This window comes from Geodermatophilus sp. YIM 151500, from assembly GCF_025716945.1.
Taxonomy (GTDB): Bacteria; Actinomycetota; Actinomycetes; order Mycobacteriales; family Geodermatophilaceae; genus YIM-151500.
In genome coordinates this window covers 1-21,092 of sequence record NZ_JAOVZT010000007.1, presented here as the reverse complement: position 1 = coordinate 21,092, position 21,092 = coordinate 1, and the positions used below count along the sequence as shown (strand labels likewise).

The window sequence follows — 21,092 nt, the reverse complement described above, 5'->3', positions numbered from 1 at the left end:
CTGCGCTGCGACACAGCGCCGGGGCCTGCGCTGCGGCCCGCCACCGATCCCCGAGGTGGCGGACCGCAGCTGGTCTGCGGTGGGTGCGGGTCTAGCAGCGCTCCATCGGGACGCCGCGGGCGCGCAGCCACGACACCGGGTCGGTGTGCCCGCTGTGCATCGATCCGCCGGGGTGGACCTCGAAGTGCAGGTGCGGCCCGGTGGACTGGCCCCGGTTGCCGACCTCGGCGATGACCTCGCCGACGCCGACGCGCTCGCCGGTCCGGACGAACTCGCGGTTCACGTGGCCGTAGACGGTGATCGCGCCGTCGTCGCCACGGATGTAGACGGCCAGCCCGAAGCCGGTCGCCGCACCTGTGCGCACGACGGTGCCGGACGTGGCCGCGTAGACCGGGGTCCCGATGGGCGCGGCGATGTCGACGCCGCCGTGCAGGGTGCCCCAGCGGCTGCCGAAGCAGCTGGAGACGTAGCCACCGGTGGGCCGCACGTAGCCGCGGCCGCCTCCGGTGCCACCGCCTCCGCCCCCCTGGCTCCGGGCCCGGGCCGCGGCCTGCTCGGCCTCCCGGCGGAGCCGCTCGGCCTCCGCCCGCGCGGCGGCCTCCTCGGCCTCCTTCTGGGCGACCCACTGCCGGTAGGCGTCCCGAGCGCCCTGCAGCTCGAGCAGGCGCACCTGCGCGTCCTGCAACTGCTGCTCGTAGGTGGCCTTCTGCGCCTCGACCGCGGCGTAGGCGGTCTGCTGGGCGGCCACCTGGCGGTCGGCCTCGATCTTGGCCGCCTCGGCCGCGGCCTCCGCCGCGGCCATCTCGTCCCGGGCCGCGCGGGCCGCCGAGTCGGCGTTGGCCTGGCGCACCTTCGCGATCTCCAGCGCGCCGAGCACGTCGAGCTGGGTCTCGGCGACGTAGTCGAGCAGCGCCGCCCGCTGGATGAGCTCGCCCGGGCCCTCGGCGTCCAGCAGCGCCGCCGAGCCGGTCAGCGTGCTGCCGTTCATGTAGCTGTCGCGGGAGAAGCCGGCGATCCGGCGCTCGGCCGCGGTGACGGCCTCGCCGGCCAGCCGCAGCTCGGCCGCGGCGCGGTCCGCCGCCTCCTGGGCGACGACGAGGGCTTCCTCGGCCGCCAGGAGCGCGGTCCCGGCCGCCTCCGCCTGCACGGCCAGCCGTTCCAGCTCGGCGGCGGCCTGCGCCACGAGCCCGGCGATGCGGCCCACCTCGGCCGCCGCGGCGTCCTTCGCGGCCTGCGCGTCGCCGAGCTGCTGCTCGCTGGGGTTGGGCGGAGGCGGTGGCACGGCCTGTGCGGGGCCGGCGGTCCCGACGAGGACGGCGCCGGTCAGCACGCCGACCAGCAGGGCCCGGGGCAGCCGGCCGCGCGCGCCGCGGACCCGCGCGCGCGGGCGCGGGGTCGGACGGCGCTGCGGCATGCTCGCTCCCTCTGGCTGGCGGTGGTGCGGTCGCTCGATCGGCGGGTGACTGCGGAGAAGGGTCGCACTGCTACCGCGAGTCACAAAGGCAACACGCGGCACGTCCTCCTCACGTGATGTCGTCCGTCACCCCTCCCTCACTCGATCGGCACCGGATCGGCCCACCTCGAGCCGCCTGCGGACCGGGTCCGCGGACGGCGACGGCCGAGCCCGGAGGGCCCGGCCCTCGACCGGGTGGATGCGGTGCGGCGTGGCTGGTCAGGCGATGCCCCGGACCTGCCTCCGCGGCGCGGTCCGCTCCTCGCTCGTTCCTCGCTGCGGTGCTCCCGCGGCTGTCGTCAGGCGACGCGGTGGAGCCGCGCCTCCGCCTGGCCGCGCAGGATCGCGACGACGCGGTCGGCTCCGGCGGCGGGCCGGGCGCTGACCAGCAGTTCCAGGTCGTCGCGCTCGACGGGCGACAGGCCGGCGAGCTCACGGGCGAGGGTGCGGTGGGCGGCACGCTCGGCGCGGCGGCGGCGCATGCGCGACGACAGGCCGGACAGGTGGATGTGGCGGGACATGGCTGCTCCGTGCTCGGGGATGGGATCGGTAGCTCCGTCGCTGTGTATCTCGACATCCCCGCCGGTCCGCTTGTTTCCCGCTGTGACGATCATCGCCCGAAGGAGGGAGTCCGCGGTCCGCGACCGCCCCGCCGTCCGGTCAGCGACCGACCAGCGTCGCCTCGAAGTCGTACCGGGACGCCCGGTACACGTGCCGCCCGAATTCCACGGCCGCGCCCTGGTCGTCGAAGGCCGTCCGCTGCATCGTCAGCAGCGCCGCCCGCGGCGGCTCGTCGAGCAGCCGCGCCTCCTCGGCGCGCGCCAGCCGGGCCCCGATCCGCTGGTGGGCCACCCGCAGGTGCACGCCCTGGGCGCGCAGGTACTGGTACAGCCCGCGCTCGGAGAGCTCCTCCGCGGTCGGGGAGAACCGGCCGGGCAGGTGGTTGGTCATCAGCGCCAGGGGCTCGCCGCGCGAGTACCGCAGCCGGCGCAGGACGACGATCTCGTCGCCCTCGGCCAGGTCGAGCTCGTCCGCCACCGCGGCCGGGGCCGGGACGCGCTGGAGCGACAGCACCTTGGTGGTCGGCGCCTCCCCGCCGCTCGCGAGGTCCTCGTACAGGCTGGTCAGCTCCACCGAGCGGCGCACGTGCGGCTGGATGACCTGCGTGCCCACGCCGCGCTTGCGCACCAGCAGGCCCTTGTCGACCAGCTCCTGGACGGCGCGCCGGACGGTCGGCCGGGACAGGCCGTACCGCTGGGCCAGCAGGATCTCGTTCTCCAGCCGGGAGCCGGCCGGCAGGTCGCCGCCGGTGATGGCGCCCTCGATCGCCTGGGCGAGCTGGAAGTAGAGCGGGGTGGGGCTCGAGCGATCGACGTCGAAGGCCGGCACGGCTGCCACGGTGCTCCTCCCGACCGGCACCCTCCCCTGCCGGGGCGGGTCGTGAGCTCGATGATCGCAGAAGGGATCGCGGCAACGGGCGCCCGCCGACCCCGTCGGGTGAGCCCGACCCGGCCGTGCCATGAACATATGTCAGGACAAAGTATTGACAGCGCGGTGTGGTCCCGAGCACAGTCGGGGGGCACAGGCGCCCGGCGGCGACACCGGCCCGTGACGGCCTCGGCGGAAGGACGGAAACCACCGTGGAACAGCCCGTGGACGTGCTGGCCTTCGGCCGCAGCGGGGTCGACGTCTACCCCCAGCAGGTCGGGGTCGGCCTGGAGGACGTGACCAGTTTCGGCAAGTACCTCGGCGGCAGTGCCGCCAACGTGGCGGTCGCCGCCGCCCGCCTCGGGCACTCGGTGGCACTGGTCACCGGCGTGGGCGACGACCCCTTCGGCCGGTTCGTCCGCCGAGCGCTGCGCGACCTCGGCGTCGACGACCGCTTGGTCGTGGTCGACCCCGAGCACCCGACCCCGGTCACCTTCTGCGAGATCTTCCCGCCCGACGACTTCCCGCTGTACTTCTACCGGCGCCCGACCGCGCCCGACCTCCAGGTCCGCCCCGAGGACCTCGACCTCGACGCCGTCCGGAGCGCGCGGCTGTTCTGGGCGACGGTCACCGGGCTGTCGGAGGAGCCGAGCCGGTCGGCGCACCACGCCGCCTGGGAGGCCCGCGGCCACCGGCAGCACACGGTGCTCGACCTCGACTACCGGCCGATGTTCTGGTCCTCGCGCGAGGAGGCGACCGAGCAGGTCCGGGCGGCCCTGCCGCACGTGACCGTCGCCGTGGGCAACCGCGAGGAGTGCGAGGTCGCGGTCGGCGAGACCGACCCCGACCGGGCCGCGGAGGCCCTCCTGGACGCCGGCGTCGAGCTGGCCGTGGTCAAGCAGGGCCCGAAGGGCGTGCTCGGCCGCACCCGCACCGAGCGGGTCGTCGTCCCGCCGACGCCGGTCGACGTGGTCAACGGCCTCGGCGCCGGCGACGCGTTCGGCGGTTCGCTGTGCCACGGGTTGCTGACCGGCCTGCCGCTGGAGCAGACGCTGCGCAACGCGAACGCGGCCGGGGCCATCGTCGCCTCCCGGCTGGAGTGCTCCACGGCGATGCCGACCGCCGCCGAGGTCGAGGCGCACGTCGCCGCCCACGCCGCTGCGACCACGGACCTGGAGGGCACCCGTGTCTGACACCATCACCCCCGTCGCGCCCGCCGAGCAGCGGGGCACCGCGGCACCGGCCTGCACCAGCTACGACGAGGTCACCGAGCTGCGCAGCCGCGACCCGGGGGCGATCGGCCGCGCCCTGGCGGCGCGCCGGCGCCGGCCCGCCTTCCTGCCACCCGACGGCCGGCTGATGCTGGTCGCCGCCGACCACCCCGCGCGGGGCGCCTTCGCGGCGCAGGGACGCCCGACGGCCATGCACGACCGCCGCGGGATGCTCGACCGGCTGCGGGCCGCGCTCGCCCGGCCCGGGGTCGACGGCCTGCTGGCCACCGCAGACGTCGCCGAGGACCTGCTGCTGCTCGGCGCGCTCGAGGACAAGGTCGTCGTGGCCTCGATGAACCGCGGCGGCCTGGCCGGCGCCTCCTTCGAGCTGGACGACCGGATGACCGGTTACGACGTGGCCGGTGTCGTGGCGGCCCGGTTCGACGCGGCGAAGATGCTCAACCGCATCGACCTCGACGACGCGGGGACCGTCGCCATGCTGGAGACCTCCGGCCGGGCGATCAGCGAGCTGGCCCGGGCCGGCGTCGTGGCGATGCTGGAGCCGTTCCTCTCCCGGCGCGTGGACGGCAGGGTGGTCAACGACCTGAGCACCGACGCGGTGATCAAGTCCGTGCACATCGCGCAGGGCCTGGGCGCCACCTCCGCCTTCACCTGGCTGAAGCTCCCCGTCGTCTCCGGGATGGCCCGGGTCATGGACGCCACGACCCTGCCCACCCTGCTGCTGGGCGGCGACCCGACCGGTCGCCCCGAGGAGACCTACGCGAGCTGGCGGGACGCGCTGGCGCTACCGGCGGTCCGCGGCCTGGTCGTCGGCCGCACCCTGCTCTACCCGCCGGACGACGACGTCGAGGCCGCCGTCGACACCGCCGTGTCCCTCGTCCACTGAAAGGACCCTCCTGCCCCCACCGCTCGCGGGCTCGCGGCGGGGCCCTGCAGGAGGGCCAGCCGACCACAAGGCCCTGCAGGAGGGCCGCCCTCCCCTTTCGTCGAGGAGCAGCATGACCACCGCAGCACGGCCGGCCCCCGCGCGACCGGGGCGATCGTGGCACCTGCCCGCCGGCACCGCCGCCTCCGGCCCCTTCTCCCTTGAGGTCACCCCCGAGTCGGCCGGCTGGGGTCACTCGAGCCTGCGGGTCCTGGAGCTCGCCGCCGGCGCGTCGCACACCCTGGAGACCGGACCGGACGAGGTCGTCGTCGTCCCGCTCGCCGGCTCGCTCCACGTGGGCTGCGACGGGAAGACCCTGACCCTGGCCGGCCGCTCCGACGTCTTCGCCGGTCCCACCGACTTCGCCTACCTGCCGCTCGGCGCCACGGCGACGCTGGCCAGCCCCACCGGCGGCCGCTTCGCCCTCTGCGGCGCCCGCGCGTCCCGGCGGCTGCCGGTGCGGTACGGGCCGGCCGGCGGGGTGCCCGTCGAGCTGCGCGGCGCCGGTCCGTGCAGCCGGCAGGTGCACAACTTCGCCACCGCCGACGTCTTCGAGGCCGACTCGATCATCGCCTGCGAGGTGATCACCCCCGGCGGCAACTGGTCGTCGTACCCGCCGCACAAGCACGACGAGACCTCCGCGGCCGAGACCGAGCTCGAGGAGATCTACTACTTCGAGGTGGCGCCCGGGCCCGCCGGCACGCCGGGGCTGGCCTACCACCGGGTGTACGGCACCGCCGAGCGGCCGATCGACGTGCTCGCCGAGGTCCGCGACCGCGACGTCGTCCTGGTGCCGCACGGCTGGCACGGGCCGTCGATCGCCGCCCCGGGCCACCACCTCTACTACCTCAACGTCATGGCCGGGCCCGGCCCCGAGCGGGCCTGGCGGATCGTCGACGACCCCGACCACGCATGGATCCGCGGCACGTGGGCCGACGAGGACGTCGACCCGCGCCTGCCGCTGCACGCACCCGCCCGACCGAGCCAGAACGGAGCGTCCCGACCGTGAGCGAGCCCTATCCGCCGGCACGGACCGAGACCGTGCGCCTCACCGTCTCGCAGGCCGTCGTCCGCTTCCTCGCGCAGCAGCACACCGAGCGGGACGGCCACCGGCAGCGGCTGTTCGCCGGCTGCTTCGGCATCTTCGGGCACGGCAACGTCGCCGGGCTGGGCCAGGCCCTGCTGCAGGCCGAGCTCGACGACCCCGGGGCGCTGCGGTACGTGCTGGGCCGCAACGAGCAGGCCGTGGTGCACACCGCGGTGGCCTACGCCCGCGCCAAGGACCGGCTGCAGACCTGGGCCGTGTCGACCAGCGTCGGCCCCGGCTCCACGAACATGCTGACCGGCGCCGCGCTGGCCACGATCAACCGGTTGCCCGTCCTGCTGCTGCCCGCCGACACCTTCGCCACGCGGTCGGCCGGGGCCCTGCTGCAGGAGCTGGAGCTGCCGCACAGCGGCGACGTCACCGTCAACGACGCCTTCCGGCCCGTGTCGCGCTACTTCGACCGCATCTGGCGGCCCGAGCAGCTGCCCGGCGCCCTGCTCGGCGCGATGCGGGTGCTCACCGACCCCGCCGAGGCGGGCGCGGTGACCCTCTGCTTCCCGCAGGACGTGCAGGCCGAGGCCTTCGACTGGCCGGTCGACCTGTTCGCCGAGCGGACCTGGCACGTCGCCCGGCCGGTGCCCGAGCGGGCCGCGCTCCAGCGCGCGGTCGAGGTGATCCGGTCGGCCCGTCGGCCGCTGGTCGTGGCCGGCGGCGGCGTCATCTACTCGCACGCCACCGAGGCGCTCGACGCCTTCGCCACGGCCACCGGCATCCCGGTCGGGCAGACCCAGGCGGGCAAGGGCGCGCTGGCCTACGACCACCCGCAGTCGGTCGGCGCGATCGGCTCGACCGGCACGACCGCGGCCAACGCCCTCGCCCGCGAGGCCGACGTCGTCATCGGGATCGGCACCCGGTACCAGGACTTCACCACCGCCTCCCGCACCGCGTTCGCCGACCCGGGCGTCCGCTTCGTCAACGTCAACGTCGCGTCGATGGACGCGGCCAAGCACGCGGGCGTCACCGTGCAGGCCGACGCCCGCGAGACGCTGACCGCGCTGACCGAGGCGCTGGCCGGCTGGTCGGTCGACGACGCCCACCGGCGGCGCACGGCCGAGCTGGCCGCCGAGTGGGAGGCGACGGTCGAGGCCGCCTACCACCCGGCGACCCCCAGCGCCGGGGAGGGCGGCCGGCTCACCCAGAACGAGGTGATCGGCGTGGTCAACGAGGTCTCCGCGGCCCGCGACGTGGTGGTCTGCGCCGCCGGGTCGATGCCGGGCGACCTGCACAAGATGTGGCGGGTCCGCGACCCGAAGGGCTACCACGTCGAGTACGGCTACTCGTGCATGGGCTACGAGATCCCCGGCGGCATCGGCATCCGGATGGCCAGCCCCGACCGCGACGTCTTCGTCATGGTCGGCGACGGCTCGTACCTGATGATGCCGACGGAGCTCGTGACGGCCGTCCAGGAGGGCGTCAAGATCGTCGTCGTCCTGGTGCAGAACCACGGCTTCGCCTCGATCGGCGCGCTGTCGGAGTCCCTGGGCTCGCAGCGCTTCGGCACCCGCTACCGCTACCGGTCGTCGTCGTCGGGCCGGCTCGACGGCGACGTGCTGCCGGTCGACCTCGCCGCCAACGCGGCCAGCCTGGGCGTCGACGTCCTGGTCGCCCAGGACGGCCCCAGCCTCGAGGCGGCGCTGCGCAAGGCCAAGGCGAGCGAGCGGGCGACGGTCGTCCACGTCGAGACCGACCCGCTGGTCGACGCGCCGTCCAGCAGGTCGTGGTGGGACGTGCCGGTCAGCGAGGTCTCGACGCTGTCGAGCACGCAGGAGGCCCGCGCCGTCTACGACGGCTGGAAGGCCGCCCAGCGCCCGTACCTCGCGCCGTCCGACCCGAGCGCCTGAGCACCCACGCACTCCCCGTCCGACCCATCCCCCCCGAGCCCCGCTGGAGGAGCACCGACGATGAGCACGCAGAGCCAGGCGACACCCGCGCAGCCGCAGCGCGGCACCGGCCGGATCAGGGTGGGGTCGGCGCCCGACTCGTGGGGGGTGTGGTTCCCCGACGACCCGGAGCAGGTGCCCTGGCAGCGCTTCCTCGACGAGGTCAGCGCCTGCGGCTACGAGTGGATCGAGCTCGGCCCCTACGGCTACCTGCCCACCGACCCGGCGCAGCTGTCCGACGAGCTCGCCGCCCGCGGGCTCTCGGTGTCGGCCGGCACGGTCTTCGAGCACCTGCACCGGCCCGACTCCTGGGACGCGGTCTGGGGCCAGGTGCGGGACGTCGCGGCGCTGACGAAGGCGATGGGCGGCACGCACGTCGTCGTCATCCCCGACACCTTCCGCGACCAGAAGACCGGCGCGGACGTCGAGTCCCGCCACCTCACCCCCGAGGCGTGGGAGGCCAAGACCACCGGCGTGACCCGGCTCGGCCGCGCCGTGCAGGAGGAGTACGGCCTGTCGATCGCGTTCCACCCGCACGCGGAGACCCACGTCGGCTACCAGGCCGACATCGAGCGCTTCCTCGCCGACACAGATCCGCAGTACGTGCCGCTGTGCCTGGACACCGGGCACGTCAGCTACTACCGCGGCGACAACCTCGACCTCATCCGCCGCTACCCGGACCGGATCGGCTACCTGCACCTCAAGCAGGTCGACCCGGCGGTGATCGACGAGGTGCTGGAGAAGGACATCGTCTGGCCCGAGGCGGTGCGGATGGGCGCGATGGTCGAGCCGCCGAACGGCGTGCCGGCCTACCCGCCGCTGCTGGAGGCGATCGAGGAGCTCGGCCTGGACGTGTTCGCGATCGTCGAGCACGACATGTACCCGTGCCCGCCAGACATGCCCTTCCCCATCGCGCAGCGCACGCACCGCTACATCGCCAGCTGCGGCTTCCCGTCGCTGCAGATCGGCACCCCCACGACCGGGAAGGAGGAGCAGGCGTGACGACCACCGAGACCTCCGCCGGGGTGCTCCCGGACATGGCCGAGGTCCCGGCCCGCGACCTGCGCGTCGCGGTGCTCGGCGTCGGCATGATGGGCGCCGACCACGTGGCCCGCCTCTACAGCCGCATCTCCGGCGCCACGGTCGTCGCGGTCAGCGACGCGTTCGCCGAGAAGGCCGAGCAGGTCGCCGCCACGGTGCCCGGCTGCCGGGTGATCTCCGATCCGCTGGCCGCGATCGCCGACGAGGGCGTCGACGCCGTGGTGATCGCCACTCCGGGCCAGTTCCACGAGGAGCAGCTGCTGGCCTGCATCGAGCGCGGCATCCCGGTGCTGTGCGAGAAGCCGCTGACCATGGAGGCGGCCAGCTCGCTCGCGGTGGTCCGGGCGGAGGACGCGTACACCGCGCGCACCGGCCGGCAGCTCGTCCAGGTCGGCTTCATGCGCCGCTTCGACCCCGAGTACGCGCAGCTGCGCGAGCTGATCGCCTCCGGGGAGCTCGGCGAGCCGCTGGTCGTGCACTGCGCGCACCGCAACGCCGTCGTCCCGCCGCATTTCACCAGCGAGATGATGGTCAACGACTCGGTGGTGCACGAGGTCGACGTCACCCGCTTCCTGCTCGACGAGGAGATCGCCGCGGTCACCGTGCTGCGGCCGCGGGCCACCCGGCACGCGGTCGCCGGCCAGTCCGACCCGCTGCTGGTGCTGTTCGAGACGACCGGCGGCCGGATGGTCGACGTCGAGGTCTTCGTCAGCACCGGCGTCGGCTACGAGGTGCGGACCGAGGTCGTCGGAGAGGACGGCAGCGCGATGATCGGCCTCGACCTCGGTCTCGTGCGGCACCGCGGCGGAGCGTCCGGGGCGAGCCGGTCGACGGCGATCGCGCCGGACTTCCGCCAGCGCTTCGGTCGGGCCTACGACATCGAGCTCCAGCGCTGGGTGGACGCCGCCCGCCGCGGCACCATCGACGGCCCCGGCGCCTGGGACGGCTACGCCGCCCAGGCGGTGTGCGCCGCCGGGATCGAGGCGCTGCGCACCGGCCGGCGCACCGAGGTCCGGCTGGAGCCGCGCGAGGCCGCGTCGCAGGAGGGGACGGCGCCGTGAGGATCGCCCTCGACCCCCAGATGCTGCGGACGACACCGCTGCTGGAGCTGCCCGACGTCGTGGCCTCGATGGGCTACGAGTGGATCGAGCTGTCCCCGCGCGAGGACTTCGTCCCGTTCTTCAAGCACCCGCGGGTGGACCTGGCGACGGTGCGGGCCTTCCGGTCGAAGCTGGCCGACGCGGGCGTGGGCATCACGTCGGTGCTGCCGGTGATGCGCTGGTCGGGGCCCGGCGAGGTCGAGCGGCAGGCCGCCGTGCGGTACTGGCGGCGGGCCATCGAGATCACCGTCGAGCTCGGCGTCGACACGATGAACAGCGAGTTCAACGGCCGGCCGGAGGCGCCGGAGCTGGCCGAGGCGATGTTCTGGCGCTCGATGGAGGAGCTGCTGCCGGTGTTCGAGCGGGAGGGCGTGAAGCTGGCGCTCGAGCCGCACCCGGACGACTTCATCGAGCTCGGGCTGCCGGCCATCGACATGGTCCGCGGGATCGACTCGCCGGGCATGTCGTTCCTCTACTGCCTGCCGCACACGTTCCACCAGGGCGACGACGCGCCCGGCATCATCGCGGCGGCCGGCGACCTGCTCACCCACGTGCACGTCGCCGACTCGATGGACCACACCGCGTCCGACGGGCTGCGCTACATCACCAACCCGCCGGGCAACACCACCCGCGTCCACCAGCACATGGAGATCGGCCGCGGGGACGTCGACTTCGACGAGGCCTTCGCCGCGCTCGCCGGCATCGGCTTCGACGGTGTCCTCACCACCTGCGTGTTCGGCTGGGACGACCAGGCCAGGGAATCCGGCACGCGGATGCTCACCGCCATCCGCGAACTGGTCACCAAGCACTTCCCCGGCGACGCGCTGGCCGGGCGGCCGTCCGCGCCCGGGCGGCCGTCCGCTTCCGGGCAGCCGTCCGCCTCCGGGCGGCCGAACTTCCCGCAGACACCGCTCCCCGACGACACCGCTCCCTGACAGACACCCCACCCGAGGAGGGGCCATGCCCACGCACATCCCGCACTGGATCGACGGCGGCCGCCGCGACGGCGCCAGCGGCCGCACCGGCCCGGTCACCGACCCGGCGACCGGCGAGGTCACCGGCGAGGTCGCGCTCGCCTCGACCGAGGAGGTCGACGCCGCGGTCGCCGCCGCGTCCGCGGCCTACCCCGGCTGGCGCGACACCTCGCTGGCCCGGCGGACGGCGGTGCTGTTCCGCTTCCGCGAGCTGCTCAACGCCCGCAAGCCCGAGCTGGCCGAGCTCATCACCGCCGAGCACGGCAAGGTGCTCGACGACGCCCTCGGCGAGGTCTCCCGCGGCCAGGAGGTCGTGGAGTTCGCCTGCGGCGTCCCGCACCTGATGCGCGGCGGCTTCACCGAGAACGCCTCGACGAACGTCGACGTCCACTCGGTCCGCCAGGCCCTGGGCCCGGTGGCGATCATCAGCCCGTTCAACTTCCCGGCCATGGTGCCGATGTGGTTCTTCCCCATCGCGATCGCCTGCGGCAACACCGTCGTCCTCAAGCCGAGCGAGAAGGACCCGTCGGCGTCGCTGTGGATGGCCGAGCTGTGGAAGGAGGCCGGGCTGCCCGACGGCGTGTTCAACGTCGTCCAGGGCGACAAGGTCGCCGTCGACCGGCTGCTCGAGCACCCCGACATCCAGGGCGTGTCCTTCGTCGGGTCCACCCCGATCGCCAAGTACGTGTACGAGACCGGCACCGCCCACGACAAGCGGGTGCAGGCCCTCGGCGGGGCGAAGAACCACATGCTGGTGCTGCCCGACGCCGATCTCGACCTCGCCGCCGACGCCGCGGTCAACGCCGGCTTCGGCTCGGCCGGCGAGCGGTGCATGGCGATCAGCGCCGTGCTCGCCGTCGGTGGCGTCGGTGACGACCTCGTCGCCCGCATCGCCGAGCGCACCCGGACCCTCCGGACCGGCGACGGGCGCAAGGGCTGCGACATGGGCCCGCTGGTCACCAAGCAGCACCGCGACAAGGTCGCCTCCTACGTCGACGCCGGTGAGGAGGCCGGCGCGAAGCTCGTCGTCGACGGCCGCCAGGTGCAGCCCGACGGGGGCGAGGACGGCTTCTGGCTCGGCCCGACGCTGCTCGACCACGTCGAGCCGCAGATGAGCGTCTACACCGACGAGATCTTCGGGCCGGTGCTGTCGGTGCTCCGGGTGGACACCTACGAGCACGCGCTGGAGCTGATCAACACCAACCCGTACGGGAACGGCACGGCCATCTTCACCAACGACGGTGGCGCCGCCCGGCGGTTCCAGAACGAGGTCGAGGTCGGGATGATCGGCATCAACGTGCCGATCCCGGTGCCCATGGCGTACTACTCGTTCGGCGGGTGGAAGAGCAGCCTGTTCGGTGACTCGCACGCGCACGGCACCGAGGGCGTGCACTTCTTCACCCGGGGCAAGGTCGTCACCAGCCGCTGGCTCGACCCGAGCCACGGCGGGCTGAACCTCGGCTTCCCGCAGAACGCCTGACGGACGCGGAGTGGGATCGGCGCGGTGACCGCGCCGATCCCACTCCGCTCGGCCCCCGGCCGCCTGCCCCGGGCCGAGGCGCCCGATCCACGGCCCCCACCGACGGCTGTGTCCCGCGCTGGTTGATGGCGGCTCCAGAGCTACCCCTTGACTGATCGTGTAAACGCTTGCACTCTGTTACACGACCAGGAGGAGGGGCGATGTCCATCCGCGAGGTCGCGGCCCGTGCAGGCGTGTCGACGGCGACGGTGTCCCGGGTGTTCTCGCGACCGGAAGCGGTCGCAGCCGACACCCGCCACCGCGTGATGACGGCCGCCGAGGAGCTGCAGTACTCGCCTCACCCGGCAGCCAGTTCGCTCGCCGGTGGGCGCACCGGCAACCTCGGCATCGTCGTCCCGGACATCGCGAACTCCTTCTCCGCCGTGGTCATCAAGGCGGTCGACCGGCAGGCGCGCCGGGAGGGCTATGCCCTCTTCGTCGCCGGCTCCGAGGAGGTCGTGCACGACGAGGAGGCGTCGGCACGGGCGCTCGTCCAGCAGGTGGACGGGCTGCTGCTGGTGTCGCCACGGATGCCGGACGACGCCCTGCTGGCTCTCGCCGGGGCCACCCCGGTCGTCGTGCTCAACCGCCTCCTCGACGGCATCCCGGCCGTGCTCACCAACCTCTACGAGGCCACCAGGCACGCCGTCGAACACCTGCACGCGCTCGGGCACCGCACCGTCGTCTACCTGGCGGGCCCGGACGGCTACCCCAACGACGTCCGGCTGCGCGGGTTCCGCGACGCCTGCGGCCGGCTGGGCATGGAGGGGTCCGAGATCGGCCCCTTCGCGGCACGGTTCCAGGCCGGGGTGCGCGCCGCCGATCTCGTCCTCGCCACGTCCGCAACGGCCGTCGTGGCCTACAACGACGACATCGGAGTGGGCGTCATCAACCGGCTCGCCGACCGCGGGGTCCACGTGCCCGCCGACATCAGCGTCGTCGGCTTCGACGACACGCAGCTCGCCGAGGTGGTCACGCCGAGGCTGACCACCGTGCGGATCCCGGCTGCGGACGCCGGGACCGCCGCCATCGAGATGCTGCTGGACCTCGTGCGCGGCCGCGACGTGACCGTGCGCAGCCCGCGCCAGGTCTCGGCCGAGCTCGTCGTCCGGTCGAGCACCGGGCCGGTCCGCGCCGTCGCCTCGGCAGCCGGGCAGGACCCGGCGCCGTGACGGACACCGGCCTGCGTTCCGAGGCGGCGGCCGGGCGCCGCGCGTGGATCCTCACGAACCTGCAGACGGTCGGCTTCCTCTCGGTCGCCGATCTCGCCCGGCAGCTCGGGGTCTCGCAGATGACCATCCGCAGGGACCTGCACACCCTCGAAGGGGCCGGTCGCGTCCGATTGGTCCACGGCGGGGCCAGCCTCACTCCCGGCGCCCTGCGGACGTCCGCCTTCCCCGACGACGAGCTCGTCCGGGCCCGTGAGCGCGTGGCCACGCACGCCGTCCACCTCGTCGACGGGGCCGACACGATCGCCATCGACGCCGGGGCGACGGGGTACGCGATCGCCCGGTTGCTCCCCGAGGAGTTCGCTGGCTGCGTCATCAGCCACTCGATGCCCGTGCTGCAGTTCCTCACCTCGGGGCGGTCCTACCGGGTGGTCGCGCTCGGCGGTGAGCTCCTGCCCGATCGCCAGGCGTTCGTCGGCCCGACGACCGAGGCCGCGGTCGCCCAGCTGCGGGTCCGCACGTTCTTCGTCTCCCCCGCAGGCATCGACGCCCGTGGCCTGTACGCACGGACACCGGCCGAGGCCAGCGTGCAGCGTCGGCTCATGGACATCGCCGACGAGGTGGTCGTCGTCGCCACGCACGACGCGTTCTCGACCTCGGCGCCGGCGCGGATCGCGCCGCTGGAGCGGCTGGCGACGCTCGTCACGGACCGGCGGCCCCCCGGCGAGCTGGGCTGCGCGCTGCGACGGGTGGGAGTGGTCCCGCACGTCATGGCTGGGTGACCGGAGGGCCGGCTGGATGCCCGGAGGGCCGGTGTGCGAGACCGGACCGGTCCGATCGCTCCACCATCGCGCCGAGCACTTCTCGACTGTTCGAGAACGACCGCCAGATGTGCAATTCCGAACACGGATCCGCATTGCACCACCGACAACCCCCGCTTAATGTCCTCGACACGGTAGGGGGCGAGGGGCTGGAGGAGCCACGAGTCCGTCCCGTCCGCCTGGAGAAATGGCCGGAGAGCCGGCCTGCTATCGAAAGAAGGCGCGATGGCGGCGAGTCACGGTTCCGGGGGCGGCCATTCCGTGAAGGTGACGGGCGGAGCCAAGCGGTCGAGAGCGAACAACCGCTTCCTCGTCAAGCTGACCGTCATCTCCACGCTCGGCGGTCTCTTGTTCGGCTACGACACCGGTGTCATCTCCGGCGCCCTCCTGTACATGGGCGACGACCTGGACCTCACGCCGCTCAGCGAGGCGGTCGTGGTCAGCTCCCTGCTCTTCCCCGGGGCGGCGCTGGGCGCGCTCCTGGGCGGAAAGCTGGCCGATGCGCTGGGCCGGCGCGGCGCGCTCTTCGTCTGCGCCGCCCTCTTCCTCTTCGGCGCCTTGATCACGGCGGTGGCACCCAACGTCGTCATCATGGTCGCGGGCCGGGTACTCCTCGGCTTCGGTGTCGGCGCCGCGGCGGCGGTCGTCCCGCTCTACCTCGCCGAGATGGCGCCGGTGGACGCGCGGGGCCGCATGGTCACGATCAACGAACTCATGATCGTGACGGGGCAGTTCCTGGCCTTCGCGACCAACGCCATCCTGGATGCGGTCATCCAGGACCCGAACGTCTGGCGATGGATGCTGGGCGTCGCCACCCTCCCCGCGATCGCGCTGTTCGCCGGTCTGTTCGCCCTGCCGGATTCGCCGCGCTGGTACGCGGTGCGCAACCGGCTCGACGACACCCGGCGGGTGCTGGACCTGAGTCGGCCCCCGGCGGAGGCCGCGGAGGAGTACAACATCGTCGCCGAGCACGCCCGGCGCGACCTCGGCGAGGACAAGGGCGCCGCGATGCGGGACCTGCGGGCCTACTCGTGGATGCGCCGGATCCTCTGGGTCGGGTGCGGCCTGGCCACGGTGCAGCAGGCGACCGGCATCAACACCGTCAACTACTACGCGCCCACGATCCTCGAGTCGACCGGCCTCGGAGCGAGTGCCAGCTTGATCCTCACCGTCACCGTCGGCGTCATCGCGATCATCGGGACGATCATCGGGATCATCCTGCTCGGCTTCATCAACCGCAGACCGCTCATCATCACCGGCTTCGTCGGAGTGGCCGCCGGGCACGCGATCCTCGCCTTCTCCTTCCTGCTGCCCGAATCGGGTTTCCGCAGTTATCTGATCCTGGCCGCGATGCTCCTGGTCGTCTTCTTCGTGCAGACCTTCATCGGCACGTTGGTGTGGCTCTTGCTCTCGGAGATCTTCCCGATGACCATTCGGGGATTCGCCATGGGAATCGCGGTCTTCGTCCTGTGGACCGTCAACGCGGCCATTTCCTTCGCCTTCCCGCCGCTGGTGGCCACGCTCGGAGCCACATTGACCTTCGGTCTCTTCGCGCTCATCAACACCGGCTCCCTCGTCTTCGTGACCAAGTTCGCGCCGGAGACGCGCGGCCGCACCCTGGAGGAGCTCGAGGACGACTTCCGCACGCACGACGCCGGGCACTTCGTCCACGAGGCCCCGGTCGGCGTCCGTGGCGGGTGAGCATTCCCAACCGCTCCGCGACCGTCACCCCGGGGCCGGCCCGCGGACGACGTGGTCCTCCGGCAGCACCCCGGGACCGCAGCGAGCTCCGGGGACGACGTCGCTGACGCGGACGTCCACCAGTCGCCCACCGGACCCCGGCCACGACGACCCCGGCGCGGGACCTCCGAAGCAGGGCTGACCAGCGCAGGACCCGGCCGGCGCCGGCGAGACGGGTCTCCACCGGCGCCGGCCGTCCTGCGCGGGGCGGTGGTACGGGATGTCCCCCGACGCGGCGGCTGCGGAGGATGACGACGTGATGCCTTCCAGCCGGGAAGCCGGGTGGCCGTCCCGACGTCCGGTCGCCCAGTCCCTCCTCCGGGTGCGCACGCGCGGCCGATCCGCCGCCTTCCGGGCGGCCCGGATGACCGGCGCCACGGTGGCCGCCTTCCTGGTCGCCGAGCTCGTGGGGTTGCGGGACCCGCCCCCGATCATCGCCGCGCTCACCGCACTCCTCGTGGTGCAGGCGACGCTCACCAGCACCCTGGTCAACGGGGTGCAGCGCGTCGCGAGCGTCGTGGCCGGCGTCGCCCTGGCCGTGCTCGTCGTCGCCCTGGCGGGGTTGACGTGGTGGAGCCTCGCGGCGCTCGTCGCGGCATCCATCGTCGTGGGCCAGCTGCTCCGGCTGGGTCCGCACCTGGTGGAGGTGCCGATCAGCGCGATGCTGGTCCTCGGCGTCGGGTCCGCAGGAGCGGAGTCCGTCGGGGCCGGGCGGATCGTCGAGACCCTGATCGGTGCGGCGGTCGGCATGCTCGTCAACGTGCTCTTCCCGCCGGCGGTGCAGACCAGGTACGCGGCCCAGTCGGTCAAGAAGTTCGCCGACGAGATCGCGGGCCTCCTCCGGGAGGCGGCCGCCGCTCTGGGTGCCGGGCCCGTGACCGCGGAGCAGTCGACCCGCTGGCTGGAGGACGCCCGCCGCCTCAACCGGCACGCGCCCCGGGTGGACCGCGCGCTCGCCCATGCCGAGGAGAGCCGCCGGCTCAACGTCAGGGCGCTGCGGGTCCCGCCCGTCGGGGTGGGGATGCGCACCGGACTGGACAACCTGGAGCACACCTCGGTGTCGCTGCGGACCCTGTTCCGGGTCATCGACGACGCGACCCGGGAGCAGACCGGTGTCCGGGAGGACGCCGAGTACGCCGACGCCGTCCGGCGCACGGCCGCGAGCCTCCTGGAACGCATGGGCAACGTCGTCGGCGAGTTCGGGCAGGTGCTCACCGCCGACCCGCAGGACGGGGACGGGGATGGGCACGAGCGGCTCTCCCGGTCGCTGGAGGCGCTGCACAGCGGCCGGGACCTGATGGCGGAACTCCTGATCAGCGACCCCCGCAGCCGGTCGGGTCTCTGGGAGCTCAACTCCACGCTGCTGACGACCGTCGACCGGCTGCTCGACGAGGTCGAGGCGGTCTCCCTCGCCCGGGGTCCGGAGGCCTCGCCGGACCCCTTCCGCTCCCGCCGCGCCGCCCGGGTGGCGGCCCGACGGCTGCGCATCCCGCGCCGGTCGCCGGCCGGACGGAGCGGCCAGCCCCCCGTCGAGCCGCTCTCCGGACGGGACGGGGACTGACGGTGAGCTCGTCGTCGTCGATCGCCCGCTGGACAGCGACCCGCGGCTGCCCGGACCGGGACGCACCGCACCATGCCCGGCACCGGCCGCGTCACGCGTCCGGCCGGCGGACAGGAGGAGAGGACCAGGATGACGCAGTCCCCGGTACGGATCGGTCTCGTCGGTTACGGCTTCGGCGGCCGGTTGTTCCACGCACCGTTGATCGAGCACGCGGAGGGCTGCGAGCTCGCCGTCGTCGTCGTCCGGTCCGAGGAGCGGCGGGCGGACCTCGCCCGGGACCGCCCGGGCGTGCCGGCCGTCGCCGGCCTGTCCGAGCTCGCGGCCGCAGGCGTCGACGCCGTCGTGCTCACCACACCGCTGGAGACCCACGTGCCGCTCGTCCTCGAGGCGGTCGGGCTGGGTCTGCCCGTGGTGTCCGACAAGCCGTTCGCGCCGGAGGCGGCGAGCGCGCGGACGGCGGTGGACGCGGCCGAGCGCGCCAGCGTGCTGCTCACCGTCTACCAGAACCGGCGATGGGACGCCGACTACCTGACCGTCCGGGACGTCGTCGCCTCCGGGCACCTCGGCGAGGTCCTCTCCTTCGAGTCGCGCATGGAGCAGCGACTGCCACCGGGCGGCCTGCCCCGCACCGGCGGAGGCGCGCTGCTGGACCTCGGCAGCCACGCCGTCGACCAGGCGCTCACGCAGTTCGGCCCAGTGCGCTCGGTGTACGCGGAGCTTCGGTTGCTGCCTGACGGCCTGGACGACCGCTTCTTCCTGGCGCTGCGGCACGAGGACGGGGTCCGCTCGCACGTCACCGGGAGCTGGGCGTCGCGCGGCGAGCCGTCGAACCGGTTCCGGGTCGTCGGCTCCAACGCGACGTACGCGGCCCCGGACGACGACGGCCAGACCGAGCGGCTGCTCGAGGGCCGTACCCCGGCCTCCGACGGGGCGTCGTGGGGCACCGTGCCGGAGAGCGGGGGGGGGCAGGCTGCACCGCGACGACGGGAGCGAACCCGTGCCGGCGCAGGTGGGCTCGTGGAGCACCTTCTACTCGGGGCTCGCCCGGGCCGTCCGCGGCGAGGCGCCGCCGCCGGTCGACCCCCGGGACGCCGTCGCCGCCCTCGACGTGCTCGACGCGGCCCGGCGCTCCGCCACCACCGGTCAGGTGGTCGAGCTGCCGGACCCGGTTCGGCGCTGATCCCCCGCGATCGATCGCACGCCGCCCTCGTATGACGGTGCAGAAGTCAACGACCTGCGTGCTGGTGGTGACACGCTGGAGGGCGTGCCTCTCCCGGTACCCGCATGGTGGCGTCGCCGACAGGGTTGGCGTTGGCCGACATCACCACCACCGACCGTGCCGCCGGACGGCCCGCCTCGGTTCGGGTGCCGGCGATGCCGCGCACCCCTGGGGTCGGACGACCGCTGCGCCGCCTGCGGTGCGCACTGGCGCGCGGGCGACTGGAGCCAGGACGGGTGGCCCCCGGGCGGCGTCCCGCAGTGCCAGAGCTCGCTCGGCGGGTCGCCGACGCCTCGTGCGGCCGGGGGTCCGGCCCATGCCGGACCCCTTGCCGACGTCGCGGGCTCCGCGCAGCCTGGGAAGATGGCAGGCAGCGGCAAGGCGGTGGGCACGGTCGTCCGGTGGGACGGCGACCGGGGTGAGGGGGTCATCGAGTTGCCGGACCTCCCGGCCGCCTGCTGGGTCGAGGCAGGAGTGCTCGATCCGATTGCCGGCGGCGCTCTGCGCGCCGGTCAGGTCGTCGAGGTGGAGTGGGCGGAGGCCGGCGCGGGGGCGCACGCCCTGCACGCCGTCCGGGTGACACCCCGGGACGACCTGCAGGCCACGCCGGGTGGCTGATCCGTGCCGCGCGGACAGCCCTCAGGTGCCGGCCGACTGCCGCTCGAAGCGGAACCGGGTCTGCGCGAAGCGGCCCTTGGCGAAGGCGAGCACCTTGGTGGGCGACACCTCGTAGACGAGTGCGGAACCGCCGTCCGCGTGACGGAACATCCCCTGTTCGACGGCGAAGTCCCAGTCGCCGTGGTACTTGCTGCGCCAGAGGTCGGCGAGGGTCCGCAGCCGGGCGTCATCCGTGACCTGCACCGCGATGCCTTCGACGACGAGGTCGAGCCCCTCCTTCCACCGGTTGGTGCCGGTGGTGAGCGCCACGTGCGGGTTGCCCGCGAGGTTCACCGCCTTCTGCTCCGCCGGACCCGTGCAGAAGTGGAGCCGGTCTTCGTACCAGACGGCCGGCAGCGGTGTGACGTGCGGCCGGCCATCGCTCCGGACCGTGGAGATCCAGAAGAGCTCGGCGGTCTCGAGCACGCGGAGGGCTTCCGCCCAGGGCGTCGGAGGCGAGTCCGGATCACCGAAGCGGATGTCCTGCTCGGGTACGGGGTCCATGCCGCTTGTGACGCCCGGAGCCGTCGCGACTCATCGGTGGAAGCGATGCAGGCGGAAGCCCTGTGCGACGTGGCAGCCGGTCCCCGCTACAGGCAGCGCAAGCCCGCCTCAGGAGTCGTCGCCCCACCGGATGGTCATCGGTCCAGCCGACCGTGGGGCCGTTCCCGGAGACGGTCTCGTACCAGCCGTAGTCGCCGCACTGGAAGTACATCCAGTGCTCGCTGCTGCCATTGACCAGTAGCGGCACCTCTGCGCGGTTGCCTGCCAGGGTCACGGAGATGACTCGCGGCGCGGCGCTCCCGGACCAGTCTGCGAAGGCGAGCCCTTCCAGGGTCTGCTGGTCCGCAGCGTCGGCCACCCCTGATATCCGCTCAGTCTGGCAGTTCCGCCTTTCCCCGAGGGACCACGCAGGACCCGTTGTAGATAGGGCCCACACGACACTGCCGAGAGCACCGACCGATCGTGCAAGTGCTAGCCACGTGGTCCCGCTCGCCGGGAGGTCCGCTGTCCAGCCATGGCCTTGCTATGGATCCACCACAGGAGGGTGAGGGCGAAGGCGACGGCAACTGTCCACCTGATGGCTGTCCAAGCCACGCCGTCCGGATCGGTCCAGGCCTCGACTGCGTTCAGCATCAGTGCAACCGAGAATGTGATCGTCACCCACTCGCCGGCCTCGCGGCGGGGTAAGTCCCCTGGAGTGGTGTAGATCGGGGCCCCGACCTCGGTGATCGTGTCGGTCACCGACGTCGAGGGGCCACCGCGTG

General features: G+C 73.6%; 18 protein-coding genes. 14 read left to right on the top strand and 4 right to left on the bottom strand.

The features are described 5' to 3' along the window. Positions 1 to 91: 91 nt before the first annotated feature. The 3 genes from OF117_RS13120 to OF117_RS13110 form a co-directional block, all read right to left on the bottom strand. Complete coding sequence (locus OF117_RS13120; protein ID WP_263553294.1) at positions 92 to 1,414, bottom strand: M23 family metallopeptidase; 1,323 nt, start codon at positions 1,412 to 1,414, stop codon at positions 92 to 94. 338 nt (positions 1,415 to 1,752) lie between these two features. Beyond that, positions 1,753 to 1,974, bottom strand: a complete 222-nt coding sequence (locus OF117_RS13115; RefSeq protein WP_263553293.1) for a hypothetical protein — start codon at positions 1,972 to 1,974, stop codon at positions 1,753 to 1,755. Positions 1,975 to 2,113: 139 nt separating this feature from the next. Beyond that, entirely contained in the window at positions 2,114 to 2,851 is a 738-nt protein-coding gene (locus OF117_RS13110) for a GntR family transcriptional regulator (RefSeq protein ID WP_318014246.1), read from the bottom strand. 242 nt (positions 2,852 to 3,093) lie between these two features. On the opposite strand from OF117_RS13110, the gene iolC reads away from it, so the two are divergent. The 14 genes from iolC (at position 3,094) to OF117_RS13040 (ending at position 19,785) form a co-directional block, all read left to right on the top strand. After that, on the top strand, positions 3,094 to 4,074 hold the full coding sequence (gene iolC / locus OF117_RS13105; RefSeq protein ID WP_263553292.1) for a 5-dehydro-2-deoxygluconokinase: 981 nt from the start codon (positions 3,094 to 3,096) through the stop codon (positions 4,072 to 4,074). After that, positions 4,067 to 4,999, top strand: coding sequence for a class I fructose-bisphosphate aldolase (locus OF117_RS13100; RefSeq protein WP_263553291.1), 933 nt, complete (start codon positions 4,067 to 4,069; stop codon positions 4,997 to 4,999). The genes iolC and OF117_RS13100 overlap by 8 nt, the downstream gene beginning before the upstream one ends. Positions 5,000 to 5,111: 112 nt before the next feature. Next, positions 5,112 to 6,047, top strand: coding sequence for a 5-deoxy-glucuronate isomerase (gene iolB, locus OF117_RS13095; protein WP_263553290.1), 936 nt, complete (start codon positions 5,112 to 5,114; stop codon positions 6,045 to 6,047). Then, the gene (gene iolD / locus OF117_RS13090) at positions 6,044 to 7,984 is read left to right on the top strand and encodes a 3D-(3,5/4)-trihydroxycyclohexane-1,2-dione acylhydrolase (decyclizing) (RefSeq protein ID WP_263553289.1); all 1,941 of its coding nucleotides are present in this window, start codon (positions 6,044 to 6,046) and stop codon (positions 7,982 to 7,984) included. The genes iolB and iolD overlap by 4 nt, the downstream gene beginning before the upstream one ends. Before the next feature lie 60 nt (positions 7,985 to 8,044). Continuing rightward, positions 8,045 to 9,025, top strand: coding sequence for a sugar phosphate isomerase/epimerase family protein (locus OF117_RS13085; RefSeq protein ID WP_263553288.1), 981 nt, complete (start codon positions 8,045 to 8,047; stop codon positions 9,023 to 9,025). Next, entirely contained in the window at positions 9,022 to 10,125 is a 1,104-nt protein-coding gene (locus tag OF117_RS13080; RefSeq protein WP_263553287.1) for a Gfo/Idh/MocA family protein, read from the top strand. The genes OF117_RS13085 and OF117_RS13080 overlap by 4 nt, the downstream gene beginning before the upstream one ends. Further along, the gene (locus OF117_RS13075) at positions 10,122 to 11,099 is read left to right on the top strand and encodes a sugar phosphate isomerase/epimerase family protein (protein WP_263553286.1); all 978 of its coding nucleotides are present in this window, start codon (positions 10,122 to 10,124) and stop codon (positions 11,097 to 11,099) included. Before OF117_RS13080 ends, OF117_RS13075 begins: the two co-directional genes overlap by 4 nt. Before the next feature lie 25 nt (positions 11,100 to 11,124). Then, positions 11,125 to 12,618 carry a CoA-acylating methylmalonate-semialdehyde dehydrogenase gene (locus tag OF117_RS13070; protein WP_263553285.1) on the top strand — a complete coding sequence of 498 codons (1,494 nt, stop codon included), beginning with the start codon at positions 11,125 to 11,127 and terminating at the stop codon, positions 12,616 to 12,618. Between the two features lie 200 nt (positions 12,619 to 12,818). Then, positions 12,819 to 13,829, top strand: a complete 1,011-nt coding sequence (locus OF117_RS13065; protein ID WP_263553284.1) for a LacI family DNA-binding transcriptional regulator — start codon at positions 12,819 to 12,821, stop codon at positions 13,827 to 13,829. Continuing rightward, a complete protein-coding gene (locus tag OF117_RS13060) occupies positions 13,826 to 14,608 on the top strand; it encodes a DeoR/GlpR family DNA-binding transcription regulator (protein WP_263553283.1) in 783 nt (260 codons plus the stop codon). The genes OF117_RS13065 and OF117_RS13060 overlap by 4 nt, the downstream gene beginning before the upstream one ends. Positions 14,609 to 14,914: 306 nt before the next feature. Further along, positions 14,915 to 16,348, top strand: coding sequence for a sugar porter family MFS transporter (locus tag OF117_RS13055; protein ID WP_263553282.1), 1,434 nt, complete (start codon positions 14,915 to 14,917; stop codon positions 16,346 to 16,348). A 403-nt stretch (positions 16,349 to 16,751) separates the two neighbouring features. Beyond that, positions 16,752 to 17,948, top strand: a complete 1,197-nt coding sequence (locus OF117_RS13050; RefSeq protein ID WP_263553281.1) for an FUSC family protein — start codon at positions 16,752 to 16,754, stop codon at positions 17,946 to 17,948. A 129-nt stretch (positions 17,949 to 18,077) separates the two neighbouring features. Next, positions 18,078 to 19,163: a Gfo/Idh/MocA family protein gene (locus OF117_RS13045; protein ID WP_263553280.1), complete on the top strand. Its 1,086-nt coding sequence runs from the start codon at positions 18,078 to 18,080 to the stop codon at positions 19,161 to 19,163. Between the two features lie 367 nt (positions 19,164 to 19,530). After that, positions 19,531 to 19,785 (top strand): hypothetical protein, encoded by a 255-nt coding sequence (locus tag OF117_RS13040; protein WP_263553279.1) that lies wholly within the window; start codon positions 19,531 to 19,533, stop codon positions 19,783 to 19,785. Positions 19,786 to 19,806: 21 nt separating this feature from the next. Here OF117_RS13040 and OF117_RS13035 read toward each other — a convergent pair whose 3' ends face one another. Further along, positions 19,807 to 20,328: a pyridoxamine 5'-phosphate oxidase family protein gene (locus OF117_RS13035; protein ID WP_263553278.1), complete on the bottom strand. Its 522-nt coding sequence runs from the start codon at positions 20,326 to 20,328 to the stop codon at positions 19,807 to 19,809. Positions 20,329 to 21,092: the final 764 nt, after the last annotated feature.

Bases quoted from the DNA above. Each gene is read 5' to 3' on its own strand.
- OF117_RS13115 (WP_263553293.1), bottom strand. From the start codon at position 1,974: ATGTCCCGCCACATCCACCTGTCCGGCCTGTCGTCGCGCATGCGCCGC.
- iolB (WP_263553290.1), top strand. From the start codon at position 5,112: ATGACCACCGCAGCACGGCCGGCCCCCGCGCGACCGGGGCGATCGTGG.
- OF117_RS13050 (WP_263553281.1), top strand. From the start codon at position 16,752: ATGACCGGCGCCACGGTGGCCGCCTTCCTGGTCGCCGAGCTCGTGGGG.
- OF117_RS13070 (WP_263553285.1), top strand. From the start codon at position 11,125: ATGCCCACGCACATCCCGCACTGGATCGACGGCGGCCGCCGCGACGGC.
- OF117_RS13035 (WP_263553278.1), bottom strand. From the start codon at position 20,328: ATGGACCCCGTACCCGAGCAGGACATCCGCTTCGGTGATCCGGACTCG.
- OF117_RS13120 (WP_263553294.1), bottom strand. From the start codon at position 1,414: ATGCCGCAGCGCCGTCCGACCCCGCGCCCGCGCGCGCGGGTCCGCGGC.
- OF117_RS13045 (WP_263553280.1), top strand. From the start codon at position 18,078: ATGACGCAGTCCCCGGTACGGATCGGTCTCGTCGGTTACGGCTTCGGC.
- OF117_RS13085 (WP_263553288.1), top strand. From the start codon at position 8,045: ATGAGCACGCAGAGCCAGGCGACACCCGCGCAGCCGCAGCGCGGCACC.
- OF117_RS13040 (WP_263553279.1), top strand. From the start codon at position 19,531: ATGGCAGGCAGCGGCAAGGCGGTGGGCACGGTCGTCCGGTGGGACGGC.
- OF117_RS13065 (WP_263553284.1), top strand. From the start codon at position 12,819: ATGTCCATCCGCGAGGTCGCGGCCCGTGCAGGCGTGTCGACGGCGACG.